This is a genomic window from Flavobacterium sp. ARAG 55.4, assembly GCF_051846875.1.
GTDB classification, from domain to species: Bacteria; Bacteroidota; Bacteroidia; order Flavobacteriales; family Flavobacteriaceae; genus Flavobacterium; species Flavobacterium plantiphilum.
The window spans coordinates 16,629-29,822 of sequence record NZ_JBPYCT010000013.1 but is presented as its reverse complement, the minus strand read 5'-3'; the positions used below and the strand labels follow the sequence as shown (position 1 = coordinate 29,822).

The window sequence follows — 13,194 nt, the reverse complement described above, 5'->3', positions numbered from 1 at the left end:
TTATGATTTATTTCTTTTTAATTATACTCTGAGGATTGTTTACCGCATTACTGATTTTTTCAGGTGCTTTAAAACGGTAGCCTATATAAAATTCAAAAAACTGCTGTTGGTCCTGAATATGAATTCTGGGATCAGTTTTGTAATAAAAGGTATTCAGTCTGCTTGTAACTCCTGTATAAAATCTTTCAGAATTGTATCCTATATTGAGTGATAATTGCGCCTGCAGTGAAAGTCCGTCTACCTTTTCGTCAGCTGTGCCGTCAGTATAGGTTGTTTTGGTATTATTGTAACCAACTCCGCCATAAGCTCCTGCAGCAATTAAAAATTTCTTATTAATCACCCAATTATAGTAATAGCCGGGACCTGCAGCAATGTCAATACTGTTGTCTTCGCTGGGAGTGTTATTTTTTATCCGGGTAAAATAATAACTGATGCCGGGTACAAAACTTCCGGCGCTTTTCTTTTGCCATTCACTTTGTAAAAAGACGGCTCTAAATGAAAAATTTGGATTAAAAATGTATGAAGTGCTTCCGCCAAATTTCCGAACCTGAAAATCTGAAAACAATAAGTTTTCATCAATTCCTATATCGTCTTTATCCACATAAAATCCTTTTGTTTTGCTATAATCAATACTCTGCATCCATTTCCCCAGATAGAGTCGGGTGCTGAAATTATAGAATGTTGTTTTACCATTACTTTCATTGTCTTTATTAAAACGGATAAATTCAGGTGTGTAACCCAGATCAAATTCGATAAATTTATACATAAAGGTAAATGTAGTGCGTACTCTCTGATTTGGAGACAGTGTAAAATCCAGATTACTATTTTTATCTTTAATGTGAAACGAGTTAAAACTGTTACTGAAACCCAGTCTTGTTTTTATATCATCCTCATACAACTGAATGTATTCATTTGCTAAGCTGTCTTTGACAGCATCCGGCTTTGGATTCTGACACCAGCTTAGTGCAGAAAATAACAATAGAAAAAAGAAACAGTGCTTTTTCATAACTTCAGCTCAGTATTAGTTTTTTACTTTAGAACCAAAAGGACAACGCTTAATCAGATAGTTGATAGTGGCATGATAAGCATCGAAACTGGTGCCAAAAGAATTTCTGGATTCTGAATAAAGATTTGTTCCCTGATCATTATAAAAATTTAAGCTAATCTTAGTGTCATAATTAATAATAGTGGTTGCATTATTAGAATTGTAAATACTGCCGGATGATTTAGTCTGTTCTTTGTTTCCTTCTTTTTTCTCTGTTTCCTTACCATTATAGGTAGATACTCCGCTGCCGTATGAAGAAGTCCCTTTGTTTGTAACATTTGCAATTCCGTAAACGATGTTTTCGACACCTAACAGCATGGCCATTTCTGCCGGGCTTTTTGATTTGATGGATGTATAAGGAATTCCGTTTCGGGCTAAAATGCTGTTGGTTGTTACCGGATCCTGAATTTGTAATCCATGAGTGTTTTCTTTAATGGAAAGGTAGCTGTCGTTTTGCAATTGCTCTGCCATAGCATTCGCATTAAGTGCGGAATCATTTGTAATAAATTCAAAAGGTAAAACAGCAATTCTGCCTTTTCTCTCTGTGGCAGTAGAAGCAGAAGCAGATGGAATATCAGTGTTTGTAATTATTTCAGTTCTTCCACTGGCAAATTCAATTTTGCTGATTCCTGATTTTTTCAATTCATATTCCAAAGCTTCTCCCTGATATGTAAATTTAATAGCATTTTCGCTGACAGATACAACTTTTCCAACTTTTTTCTCTCCATTAGTCATAATAACAGTATCTGTTTTATTCTGAGCACTTAAAATAAGCAGGTTAAAAAAGAAGATTAGAAAACACACGGTTTTTTTAAAAGTAAAGGATGCCATAGTTTAAAATTTTAAGAATTTGATATCCTAAAATTAATTCTTACAAACTTATAATCCTACAAAAAAAAACTAAAAAGAGTCGATTTAATAAAATGATAATATAATAATACAATATTTTAATTATAAACGAAAAAAAGCCATGAATTCAGAAATTAAATTATAATTCCTGAATTCATGGCTTATATTGAGGTATGTTTTTTTTAATAAGCGCGGTTCATTTTTCCTTTTATCTCTTTCAGACAGAGGTTGTTGACACTTCCTTCATGAGTATGTCTGGTTTCTTTTGGAGACTGATAGGTGCCGGCTTCTAATTGCTCAGCAACAGCTTTGTATGCATCTCTAAAAGGCATTCCTGCCACTACCATTTCATTTAAAGTATCCACGGTAAACAGGTAATTGTATTTAGGATCGTTTAGGATTTCGTCTTTTACCTGAATGTCTTTAATCGAGAAAATAGCGATATCGAGACAGGCTTGTAAGTTTTGAATTGCCGGAAACAAACCTTCTTTTAGTAATTGTAAATCACGGTGGTACCCACTTGGCAAATTATTGGTAATCAAAGTGATTTCGTATGGTAAAGACTGGATTTTATTGCATTTTCCACGGATTAATTCAAAAACATCGGGGTTTTTCTTGTGTGGCATAATGCTGGAACCTGTAGTTAAATGAGCAGGTAAAGAGATGAAATCAAAATTCTGACTCATGTACAAACAGACATCCATAGAAAATTTGGCCAATGTTGCTGCTACGCTGCTCATCGCAAAAGCGACTGTTTTCTCCGATTTTCCACGGCTCATTTGTGCCGCCACCGAATTGTATTTCAAAGTTTCGAAACCTAATTCTTTGGTGGTAAAGCTTCGGTTGATAGGGAAGGAGCTTCCATAACCGGCAGCCGAACCTAAAGGGTTTTGATCGACCACTTTTAAAGCGGCATTCAGCATCGTAATATCATCAATCAGCGTCTCGGCATAAGCAGAAAACCACATTCCGAATGAGGATGGCATAGCGATTTGTAGATGCGTATAACCGGGCAATAACACATTGTGATGTTTTTCAGCTGATTCCATCAGCAAATCAAATAATGTTTTTACCTGAGTTTTAAGGTCTTTTACAACGTCTTTTAGATATAAATTCACATCTACTAAAACCTGATCGTTACGGGAACGGGCAGTGTGGATTTTTTTTCCGGCATCGCCTAGCTTTATCGTTAACAGATATTCTATTTTTGAATGTACGTCTTCAAAACTGTCTTCGATTTCAAAATCGCCTTTTTCAACATCAGTGATAATTTCATTTAAGGCAAGTACTAATGAATCGGTTTCCTCTTGGGTTAATAAACCAATTTGCCCCAGCATTTTAGCATGAGCAATTGAACCTAAAGCATCATATTTGGCTAAAACCAAATCCAGTTCACGGTCGTTTCCTACAGTGAATTGTTCGATTTGTTTATCTGTTGGTATTCCTTTTTCCCAAAGTTTCATAAGATATTTTTTTTGTTAAAGGGACAAGTCGTGACTTGTCCGTACTTATTATCCTTTTATAATTTTTAGCCCCGATAGTAGCGAAAATCCTTTTTATCCCGTCTTTTGGGATAAAAAGATTGTAGCGAATAGCGGGATTAGCTCCTGAATATTTTAAATTTTGAAGAAATCGCTTAGTATTTTGATATACAATTCAATTCCTTCTTCGATTTCGTGTAAATAAATAAACTCATCTGCCGAATGTGAACGCAGACTGTCTCCGGGACCTAATTTTAAGGATTTACAATTTAAAACCGACTGGTCTGAAAGAGTAGGAGAGCCATAAGTTGTTCTTCCAAGTGCGATACCTGCCTGAACTAATCCGTGAGAAACGGGAATAGAAGAGGCGTTTAAGTGCATCGAACGCGGATTTACTTCGGCATCAACATTAGCTCTTACCGTTTCTAAAATCTGGCTGTTGTTGTAGCAGTCATTTACCCGGATATCTACGACCAAATCACATTCTGACGGGACTACATTGTGCTGTTTTCCGGCATTAATCTGAGTTACGGTCATTTTTACAGGTCCTAATTGCTCCGAAACTTTTTCGAAAGAATAGTTTTTAAACCATTCTACGATAGGCAGTGTTTTATAGATGGCGCTGTCATCGTTTTGATGTGCAGCGTGACTTGGAGTTCCTTTTACTTTTATATCAAGAACCAGTAATCCTTTTTCGGCAACAGCTAATTGCATTAAGGTAGGCTCGCCCACTATAGCGCATTCCAGTTCAGGCAGGTGTTTTAAAACGCTGTTTAAACCATTTTTTCCGCTGCTTTCTTCTTCTGCGGAAGCAACGATAACCACATTATGTGCTAAATTTTCTTTATCATAAAAATAAACAAAGGAAGCCAGTAATGAAACTAAGCAGCCTCCTGCATCATTACTTCCTAAACCGTATAATTTTCCATCTTCAACTATAGCTTTAAAAGGATCATTGGTATAGGCCTGATTAGGGCGTACTGTATCGTGATGTGAGTTTAATAAAAGCGTAGGTTTGTTTTTGTCAAAGTGTTTATTGAATGCCCAAACATTGTTGTTCTCTCTCTTGAAAGGTATTTCGTTCTGGTTAAACCAATTTTCTATTAAAAGTGCTGTTTGTTGTTCTTCACTGGAAAAGGAAGGCGTTTCAATCAGGTTTTTTAATAGTGCAATTGCTTCTTGAGTAAGTGTTTCGATGTTTTTCATTTTGTTTTGTTTTTCCAATAAGAATTTACTTTTGGAGTTTTCTTAGAAGTTTTTCTTCTAATTTTTCAGCGGTTGTTTTTTATTTAAAAAAAACGACTGTTGCTTATAATTGGATGCTGGTGCAAACAGCAGCTGAATCTTTCAGCATTTTATGGTGTCCGATTCGGATTTTTTGTACTCCTTTAGACAAACTGTTGAAACAATTATCTAATTTGGGAATCATCCCGGAATGGATGGCACCTTCTGCTTTTAGTTTGGCATAAAGGTTGGAATTCATTAGTTCAATCACTGAATTTTCATCTTCAACATCTGTAAGAACTCCTGCTTTTTCAAAACAATAATTTAAAGTTACCTCAAATACTTCTGATAAAGCGATAGCTAATTCGCTGGCAATAGTATCTGCATTTGTATTTAACAATTGTCCGTTTTTATCATGAGTGATGGCGCAGAAAACAGGAACAATTCCATTGGTAATTAAGGTTTCTAATAATGGTGTATTTACTTTTTGTACATCACCTACAAATCCGTAATCAATGGTAGGATGATTTCTTTTGGATGACTGGATTAAATTTCCGTCAGCTCCTGAAAATCCCATTGCATTAGTATTATTTGACTGTAACTGTGCAACAACATTTTTATTAATTTCGCCGGCATAAATCATCACTACAACATCAAGCATGGGTTGGTCCGTAATACGGCGTCCATCAACCATCTGAGGAACTAAACCGATACTTTGTGCCATTTTAGTTGCTGATTTTCCACCACCGTGAACTAATAGTTTATTGCCTTCTATTTTAGAAAAATCAGCAAGAAACTGCGTTAACTCTGTTGGATTATCGATGATGTTTCCGCCTATTTTTATGATTGAAAGTTGTTGTTTCATTGTTTTAAAATTTTGAAATACTGAAAAATAACAGCTTTTGGTATTATTTATACACTTTTTTTAATATTTTTTCTAATACTAACTGTGCAGCATACGTTCTGTTATTAGCCTGTTGGATTACAATTGAGTTTTCGCTGTCAATTACTTCATCAGCCACAATTACATTACGTCTTACCGGTAAACAATGCATGAATTTGGCATTATTGGTCAGAGCCATTTTTTCGGCTGTTATAGTCCAGTTAGTGTCAGCATTGGTAATTTGACCGTATTCAATATAATTACTCCAGTTTTTTGCATAAATAAAATCGGCATTTTCAAAAGCTTTATCCTGATCGTATTCAATTTTAGAATCTTTGGTGATTTCAGGATTTAACTCGTATCCTTCGGGATGAGTAATCACAAAATCAGCATCCTGTAACTGCATCATTTCCACAAAAGAATTAGCAACTGCCTGAGGCAAAGCTTTAGGATGTGGTGCCCAGGTTAAAACAACTTTTGGTCTGTGCGGTGTTTTAAATTCCTCCATAGTAATCGCATCTGCCAATGATTGTAAAGGGTGTCCTGTACAGCCTTCCATATTAACAATTGGCACAGTTGCATGTTTTAAGAAACCTGACAGTACAATTTCGGCATTGTCTTTTTCCTTTTCTACTAATCCGGCAAAAGCTCTGATAGCAATAATATCACAATATTGAGAGACTACTTCGGCAGCTTCTTTAATATGCTCAGAAGCGCCCTGACTCATTATAGCTCCATCTTCAAATTCAAGAGTCCAGCCTTCATTAGTAAAATTCATTACCATAACATTCATACCTAAATTCAAGGCTGCTTTCTGAGTACTCAGACGGGTTCTTAAACTAGGATTGAAAAATAACATTCCTAAGGTTCTGTGTTTTCCTAATTTTTTATTTTTAAGAGGATTGGCTTTTATTTTAAGTGCATCCTGAACCCATTGGGATAAGTTGTCAATATTCTGAATTGATATGTAGTTCATAGTATAGAGGGGTATTTGTTTATTTGGTTATTTGCTGATTTGTTTAGTGAATATCCAAATCAGTAAACAACCAAATTAGCTTCTTATATTATTTTAGTAAAAAGTATTTCGTTTTTTAATGCGTTCAATATAAAATTGTCGTTGAGACCATTCACAATCCAGGTTTCAATATTAGCTTCCTTTGCAATGGCTGCTGCTTCTATTTTAGATTGCATTCCGCCTGTTCCGTGAGATGATTTTGCTTCGCCAATTTCTTTTTCTAAAATTCTTAAATCATTCACAATGGCTATGGTTTCAGGATTTGGATTACCAATAGATGCTTTTGTATATATTCCATTTGTGTTTGTTGCAATAATCAGAATATCCACTTCCAGTAAAACAGCTGTTAAGGCAGCCAGTTTATCATTATCACCAAATTTGATTTCGTCAGTAGCAACGGTGTCATTTTCGTTAATAATAGGAATGTAGTTGTTTTTAACTAATACATTAATGGTGTTTACAATGTTTTTCTTAGTCTGCTCTTTTTCAAAATCAGAATAAGATAGCAGACATTGCGAGGTGTGTAATCCTAAATCTTTAAAATTCTCATTGTAAATCCGCATTAAATGAGGTTGCCCAATAGAAGCCAGAGCCTGTTTTATAAAAACATCTTTGTCATTCTTATCTAATTTTACAAATTGCTTGGCAGCAGCAATAGCGCCAGAACTTACAATGATAAATTCATATTCATCATTCAAAGCAGCTATTTGCATTCCAATATCTTCAATCTTTCCTCTGGAAATGTGATTGGTTTCTTTGGTTAATGTATTGCTACCTAATTTTAATAATATTCTTTTTTTTGCCATGGTTTTAGATTTAAAGATTTAAAGATTTAAGAATTTAAAAATTAGATATTCCAATTTTAATCTTTCAATCTTTTCATCTTTGAATTCTTCAATCTTTATCTAATCTGTCCTTCCCCGTAAATATACCATTTATTGGTAACCAAATGCTGTAACCCAATAGGTCCGCGTTGGTGTAATTTATCAGTACTAATGGCTAATTCACCACCTAAACCAAATTGTCCTCCATCGGTAAATCGGGTAGAAGCATTGTGGTATACGGATGAAGCATCAATGTTTTCCATAAATTCCTGTGCAGTAGCTTGGTCTTCGGTAATGATAGAAGCTGAGTGTCCTCCACAGTACTTGTTGATTTTAGCAATCGCTTCCTGGTTAGAATTTACTGTTCCAATGACAATTTTGTAATCTAAAAATTCTTCGTACCAAATCAAATCGTTTTCGATGGCCTGAATCCCGGTTGCTTTTGCAACAGAATTATCACCCAAAACAGTCACTTTAAATTTCTCTAATTCACTTACTAATTGTTTTGCAAATGCTTCCCAATTTGGTAAATTAGTATCAATTAAAACTTTATCTAAAGCGTTGCAAACTGATATGTTTGAGGTTTTTCCATTAATAATAATGTTCATTGCTTTGTTTAAATCGGCATCAGCATTTACATATACAAAATTGTTTCCGCGACCACTTACAATCACTGGACAACTGGCGTGTTTTTTAGTAAATTCAATCAGTTTTTCTCCACCACGTGGTACAATTAAATCGACTCTTTGTGTTGGTTTTTCTAAGAAAGCCTGGGTTTGTACACGGTCGTAATTCAAATATTCAACCCAATCCGTGCTCACGCCATTGCTTTCTAAAGCCTGGTGCCAAAGGCTAACAATCTTTTGATTAGAAAGTAAAGACTCTTTTCCACCTTTCAATAAAATTTTATTTCCTGATTTAAAAGCAATACCACCCGCTTCAACAGTTACATCCGGGCGAGACTCGTAAATAATTAAAATCGTTCCAAAAGCAGCAGTTTTATTGCTGATTCTCATTCCGTTATCATGGGTGAATTCATAACGAATCTGCCCAACAGGATCTTCCTGACTTGCCAATTGTTGAACTGAAAGTATCATTCCGTCTACTTTAGCATCATCTACAAGAAGCCTTTTTTCCATCGCTAAATCTTCACCATTATAATTGGCTAAATCCTGTTGATTGATGGCTTTTAAAGTTTCTCTTTCTTGTTCTAAAAGTGTCGCCATAGTACTTAGTACAGCGTTTCTTTTTTCAATTGGAAGTAAGGTATTCATGTGTTGTAAAATTATTCAAAAACCTTTGTTCAATTTTTAAATTCAACAAAGGTTATGGATTTATATTATTTTAATTCCGCTAGGGATTCCTGTAGAGCAACGATAAAAGTATCAATCGCTTCCTTAGTAATCGTCAGGGGAGGAAGGATTCTCAATAAATTTTTATTATTGGCACCTCCTGTAAAAATATGTTTTTCAATAATCATTTTCTTTCTCAGAGCACTCACGTCAAAATCAAATTCGACTCCTAACATCAATCCTCTTCCTTTTACCTGTTTGATTTCAGGAATTACTTTAATCGCTTCAAGAAAATAAGCTTCTACTTCTTTAGCATTTGCCATTAAGTTTTTAGCTTCCATTACATCCAGCACTGCAATTCCTGCTGCACAAGCTAGGTGGCTTCCGCCAAAAGTGGTTCCTAATAAACCATAACTGGCCTGGAATTTTGGAGAAATTAAAACGCCTCCAATAGGGAAACCGTTCCCCATTCCTTTAGCAGTGGTTACAATGTCTGGGTTGATTCCGTGATGTTGAAAAGCAAAAAACTTTCCACTTCTTCCATAACCTGATTGTACTTCGTCTAAAATCAGAACAACATCATTCGCTGCGCAAGCTTTTTCTAATGCTTGGAAAAATTCGGTTGTTCCCTGGTCTAAACCACCAACCCCCTGAATAGGCTCGATGATAACGGCACAAACATCACCTTTTTGCAATTCAGCTTCAACCAATTCGATTTGGTTCAATGGCAGGAAAGTAACTACTTGTTGTGCATTGATTGGTGCCACAATTTTTTTGTTATCTGTAACCGCAACGGCTGCCGAAGTTCTTCCGTGAAACGAATTATCAAAAGCAATAACTCTTGATTTATTGGTATGAAAAGAAGCTACTTTTAAAGCATTTTCATTGGCTTCAGCCCCAGAGCTACATAAAAACAAGCTGAAATCAGTTAAGCCAGAAGCTTTTCCTAATTTCTCAGCTAATTCCACTTGTAATGGATTCTGAATCGCATTCGAGTAAAAACTCAAATTATCCAACTGTGCTTTTACTTTAGCCACATAATCCGGTTGGGTGTGACCAATAGAAATTACTCCGTGACCAGAGTATAAATCTAAATATTCAATTCCTTTATCATCTGTAATCGTACAATCTAATGCTTTTACAGGGGTAATAGGATATAATGGGTAAACGTCAAATAAGTTCATTTTGTTTTAATTTAAAGATTTAAAAATTGAATGATTTAAAGATTCATTGTTGTATCTGAATGAATTTTAAATGAATAAGATTTACTAATTTTTAAATTATTAAATCCTTCAATCTTTTAATTGTTTTTAGAATCCACAAGGTTTCAAATGCAATCCTGTAGTCTCGTCTAATCCAAACATCAAATTCATGTTTTGAACGGCCTGACCAGAGGCGCCTTTGAGTAAATTATCAATAACAGATGTTATTAAAACCCGGTTTCCTTTTTTCAATAAACTAATAATACATTTGTTGGTTTGAACTACCTGCTTCATGTTGATGTTAGTAGTTGTAACAGTTACAAACGGTTGATCAGCATAAAAAGCTTCGTATTTGGCAACCAAATCTTCTAAACTTTCTTCTGATTTTGTATATAATGTTGCAAAAATCCCTCTTGGAAAATCTCCTCTGTTAGGAACAAAAATCAATTCGTCACTATAAGAAGCCTGCAATTGATTAATGCTTTGATTGATTTCACCCAAATGTTGGTGTTCGAATGCTTTGTAGTGTGAGAAATTGTTGTTTCTCCAACTAAAATGTGATGTAGCAGACAAACTAACTCCAGCTCCTGTACTTCCTGTTGTAGCATTGATATGCACATCTTCAGTCAATAATCCATCAGCTGCTAATGGCAATAAAGCCAATTGGATTGCTGTAGCAAAACAACCTGGATTTGCAATGTATTTGGTATTCTTAATATCGGTTTTGTTTAGTTCAGGCAAGCCGTACACAAATGTTTTTCCGTCGAAATTTTTATCTTTTGTTAAGCGGAAATCATTTCCTAAGTCGATGATTTTGGTGTTGTCAGAGAATTTGTTGTTCTCTAAGAACGAAATTGATTTTCCGTGTCCTAAACACAAGAAAAGTACATCTACGTTAGGATTGATAGTGTCAGTAAAATTCATTTCTATATCACCCATTAAATCCTGGTGTGCAACAGAAAGTGGTTTTCCGGCATTAGTAGTACTGTAAACAAAATCTAATTTGGCATTCGGGTGAAACATCAGGATTCTAATTAATTCTCCTGCTGTGTATCCTGAACCACCTATTATTCCAACTTTAATCATAATATTTTTTTTAGTCTAAAGTCATAAAGTCTAGAGTCATAAGTTTACTGAAGGCTATTTCTAGCTCTTTTTACTTTATGACATTCGACTTTTGGACTTAATTATTCGTAAGTTTCATTATTTACAGATGAAAATATGTTTTGAGCATTACCCAAAATTTTGATAAATCCTTTCGCATCTTCTGATGTCCAGGCATTATTCATTTCACCGTATTGACCGAAACCTGTATTCATTAAATCATTTGGCGATTCGATTCCGTCTAATGAAAAGTGATACGGTTTCAATGAAACTGTTACAGTTCCATTTACTGTTTTTTGAGTATCTTCCAGGAAAGTTTCGATGTTGCGCATTACCGGATCTAAGAACTGTCCTTCATGGAATAACATTCCGTACCAGTTTCCTAGTTGTTCTTTCCAGTATTGTTGCCATTTTCCTAGCGTGTGTTTCTCTAATAAATGGTGTGCTTTGATAATGATTAATGGAGCAGCAGCTTCAAAACCAACTCTTCCTTTAATTCCAATAATCGTATCACCTACGTGAATATCTCTACCAATGGCATAAGCGTTAGCTAATTTTTCAAGAACAACAATGTTGTTTGAAGGTTTGTCAGCAACACCGTTTACAGCTACTAATTCTCCTTTTTTAAATTCTAAAGTAACTTTTTCTTCTCCTTCTTTTTGTAATTGAGAAGGATATGCTTCGCCAGGTAATGGTTGTCCGGAAGTCAATGTTTCCTTTCCTCCAACAGAAGTTCCCCAAAGTCCTTTGTTGATAGAATATTGTGCTTTTTCCCAAGAATAGTGAACTCCGTTTTTAGAAAGGTAATCTACTTCTTCCTGACGGGATAATTTCAAGTCACGGATAGGAGTGATGATTTCAATTTCTGGAGCTAAGGTTTGGAAAATCAAATCAAAACGAATTTGGTCGTTACCGGCACCTGTACTACCATGAGCAATTGCACTGGCACCTACAGATTTTGCATATTTAATAGCTTCAATGGCCTGAAAAACACGTTCAGCACTTACTGAAAGTGGGTATGTATTGTTTTTTAATACGTTACCAAAGATTAAATACTTGATAGCTTTATCGTAATATTTATCTAAGATAGTAAGGTTAGCATGTTTAGCACTTCCTAATTCATACGCTCTGTCTTCGATAGCTTTCAATTCGGCATCATCAAAACCTCCTGTATTAATTAATACGGTGTGAACTTCATATCCTTTTTCATTTTTTAAATATTTAAGGCAATATGAGGTGTCTAAACCTCCACTATAAGCTAATACAACTTTTTTCATTTTTATGTAACTATTATATATGCTATCGGCTTTTGGCTTTTAGCTGATTAGATTTAATTTTTTAAATAATTTGACATATTCGTCTTTGTTTTCTAAAAACAACGCTTGCTTGATTTTTTTCAAACGATTCCAGATCCGGACATTAAATGGATGTTTAGGCGGATCTTTTGGCTTTTCGGCAGGATCGTATAACATTCCTGTACACAAACACATTTTGTAATCTTTACTTTTTAAAATTTCAAAATTAGTACAGGTTTTACAACCGGACCAGAAAGTAGGGTCATTAGTCAACTCAGAAAAAGGAACTGGTTTGTATCCTAAATCAGAATTGATTTTCATTACTGCTAAACCAGTAGTAATACCAAAAACTTTGGCTCCCGGGTATTTTTTTAAAGAATAATCAAATACAAAGGTTTTTATTTTTTTGGCTAAGCCTAAATTTCTAAAATCAGGATGTACAATTAATCCGGAGTGAGCAACAAATTTACCGTGTTGCCAACTTTCGATATAGCAGAAACCTGCAAAATCACCGTTTTTATCTAATGCGATAACGGCATCCCTGTTTTCCATTTTTTTCTGGATGTACTCAGGAGTTCTTTTTGCTATTCCGGTTCCTCTCAATAGGGCAGACGTTTCTATCGTATCGCAAATAATTTGTGCGTACTTAAAATGTTCTTCCTGAGCTATAACAATAGAGATATTCATTTCAAAAGATGAATTTTGGGTTAAAAAAAGTTAAATAATTATATTTTAGTCTTGAACCTTTTTTGAAATTGATTGCAAAATTAACATAATAAAACCAACAAGAAAAAATGTAGGAATATAAAATAAATAAAATTTCACTTTTTGGATATGTTAATCCAACGGATAACGGCTGTAATTTCAATGTGGTACTAATAAAAGAATGAATATAATAAAACAAAAGCATTTTAGATACTATACAAGTATCCGTACTTCGGGCGAAGTAACTGGTTTGTCTATCCGTGACAAGGTAGTAA

At 34.7% G+C, this 13,194-nt stretch carries 12 protein-coding genes; all 12 read right to left on the bottom strand.

Annotation, left to right across the window (positions count from 1 at the left end; genetic code table 11):
* Positions 1 to 7: 7 nt before the first annotated feature.
* The gene (locus ACSV4D_RS14275; protein WP_439228782.1) at positions 8 to 1,006 is read right to left on the bottom strand and encodes a DUF4421 domain-containing protein; all 999 of its coding nucleotides are present in this window, start codon (positions 1,004 to 1,006) and stop codon (positions 8 to 10) included.
* A gap of 15 nt (positions 1,007 to 1,021) precedes the next feature.
* Positions 1,022 to 1,876, bottom strand: coding sequence for a hypothetical protein (locus ACSV4D_RS14270; protein ID WP_439228781.1), 855 nt, complete (start codon positions 1,874 to 1,876; stop codon positions 1,022 to 1,024).
* A 200-nt stretch (positions 1,877 to 2,076) separates the two neighbouring features.
* Positions 2,077 to 3,357, bottom strand: a complete 1,281-nt coding sequence (gene argH, locus ACSV4D_RS14265; RefSeq protein ID WP_439228780.1) for an argininosuccinate lyase — start codon at positions 3,355 to 3,357, stop codon at positions 2,077 to 2,079.
* 153 nt (positions 3,358 to 3,510) lie between these two features.
* The gene (locus tag ACSV4D_RS14260) at positions 3,511 to 4,581 is read right to left on the bottom strand and encodes a M20 family metallo-hydrolase (RefSeq protein WP_408079121.1); all 1,071 of its coding nucleotides are present in this window, start codon (positions 4,579 to 4,581) and stop codon (positions 3,511 to 3,513) included.
* Between the two features lie 103 nt (positions 4,582 to 4,684).
* A complete protein-coding gene (gene argB / locus ACSV4D_RS14255; RefSeq protein ID WP_439228779.1) occupies positions 4,685 to 5,464 on the bottom strand; it encodes an acetylglutamate kinase in 780 nt (259 codons plus the stop codon).
* A 43-nt stretch (positions 5,465 to 5,507) separates the two neighbouring features.
* Positions 5,508 to 6,458, bottom strand: coding sequence for an N-acetylornithine carbamoyltransferase (locus ACSV4D_RS14250; protein WP_408079125.1), 951 nt, complete (start codon positions 6,456 to 6,458; stop codon positions 5,508 to 5,510).
* Between the two features lie 83 nt (positions 6,459 to 6,541).
* Positions 6,542 to 7,303 carry a glutamate 5-kinase gene (proB, locus tag ACSV4D_RS14245; RefSeq protein ID WP_439228778.1) on the bottom strand — a complete coding sequence of 254 codons (762 nt, stop codon included), beginning with the start codon at positions 7,301 to 7,303 and terminating at the stop codon, positions 6,542 to 6,544.
* Positions 7,304 to 7,398: 95 nt separating this feature from the next.
* On the bottom strand, positions 7,399 to 8,595 hold the full coding sequence (locus ACSV4D_RS14240; protein ID WP_408079129.1) for a glutamate-5-semialdehyde dehydrogenase: 1,197 nt from the start codon (positions 8,593 to 8,595) through the stop codon (positions 7,399 to 7,401).
* A 65-nt stretch (positions 8,596 to 8,660) separates the two neighbouring features.
* Positions 8,661 to 9,797 carry an aspartate aminotransferase family protein gene (locus tag ACSV4D_RS14235; protein ID WP_408079131.1) on the bottom strand — a complete coding sequence of 379 codons (1,137 nt, stop codon included), beginning with the start codon at positions 9,795 to 9,797 and terminating at the stop codon, positions 8,661 to 8,663.
* A 126-nt stretch (positions 9,798 to 9,923) separates the two neighbouring features.
* The gene (argC, locus tag ACSV4D_RS14230) at positions 9,924 to 10,901 is read right to left on the bottom strand and encodes an N-acetyl-gamma-glutamyl-phosphate reductase (RefSeq protein ID WP_408079133.1); all 978 of its coding nucleotides are present in this window, start codon (positions 10,899 to 10,901) and stop codon (positions 9,924 to 9,926) included.
* Positions 10,902 to 11,002: 101 nt separating this feature from the next.
* Positions 11,003 to 12,196: an argininosuccinate synthase gene (locus ACSV4D_RS14225; RefSeq protein ID WP_408079135.1), complete on the bottom strand. Its 1,194-nt coding sequence runs from the start codon at positions 12,194 to 12,196 to the stop codon at positions 11,003 to 11,005.
* Positions 12,197 to 12,235: 39 nt separating this feature from the next.
* Positions 12,236 to 12,901, bottom strand: coding sequence for a GNAT family N-acetyltransferase (locus ACSV4D_RS14220; protein ID WP_408079137.1), 666 nt, complete (start codon positions 12,899 to 12,901; stop codon positions 12,236 to 12,238).
* Positions 12,902 to 13,194 lie beyond the last annotated feature (293 nt).

Coding starts and splice junctions, on each gene's coding strand:
- ACSV4D_RS14275 (WP_439228782.1), bottom strand. CDS start 1,006: ATGAAAAAGCACTGTTTCTTTTTTCTATTGTTATTTTCTGCACTAAGC.
- ACSV4D_RS14270 (WP_439228781.1), bottom strand. CDS start 1,876: ATGGCATCCTTTACTTTTAAAAAAACCGTGTGTTTTCTAATCTTCTTT.
- argH (WP_439228780.1), bottom strand. CDS start 3,357: ATGAAACTTTGGGAAAAAGGAATACCAACAGATAAACAAATCGAACAA.
- ACSV4D_RS14260 (WP_408079121.1), bottom strand. CDS start 4,581: ATGAAAAACATCGAAACACTTACTCAAGAAGCAATTGCACTATTAAAA.
- argB (WP_439228779.1), bottom strand. CDS start 5,464: ATGAAACAACAACTTTCAATCATAAAAATAGGCGGAAACATCATCGAT.
- ACSV4D_RS14250 (WP_408079125.1), bottom strand. CDS start 6,458: ATGAACTACATATCAATTCAGAATATTGACAACTTATCCCAATGGGTT.
- proB (WP_439228778.1), bottom strand. CDS start 7,303: ATGGCAAAAAAAAGAATATTATTAAAATTAGGTAGCAATACATTAACC.
- ACSV4D_RS14240 (WP_408079129.1), bottom strand. CDS start 8,595: ATGAATACCTTACTTCCAATTGAAAAAAGAAACGCTGTACTAAGTACT.
- ACSV4D_RS14235 (WP_408079131.1), bottom strand. CDS start 9,797: ATGAACTTATTTGACGTTTACCCATTATATCCTATTACCCCTGTAAAA.
- argC (WP_408079133.1), bottom strand. CDS start 10,901: ATGATTAAAGTTGGAATAATAGGTGGTTCAGGATACACAGCAGGAGAA.
- ACSV4D_RS14225 (WP_408079135.1), bottom strand. CDS start 12,196: ATGAAAAAAGTTGTATTAGCTTATAGTGGAGGTTTAGACACCTCATAT.
- ACSV4D_RS14220 (WP_408079137.1), bottom strand. CDS start 12,901: ATGAATATCTCTATTGTTATAGCTCAGGAAGAACATTTTAAGTACGCA.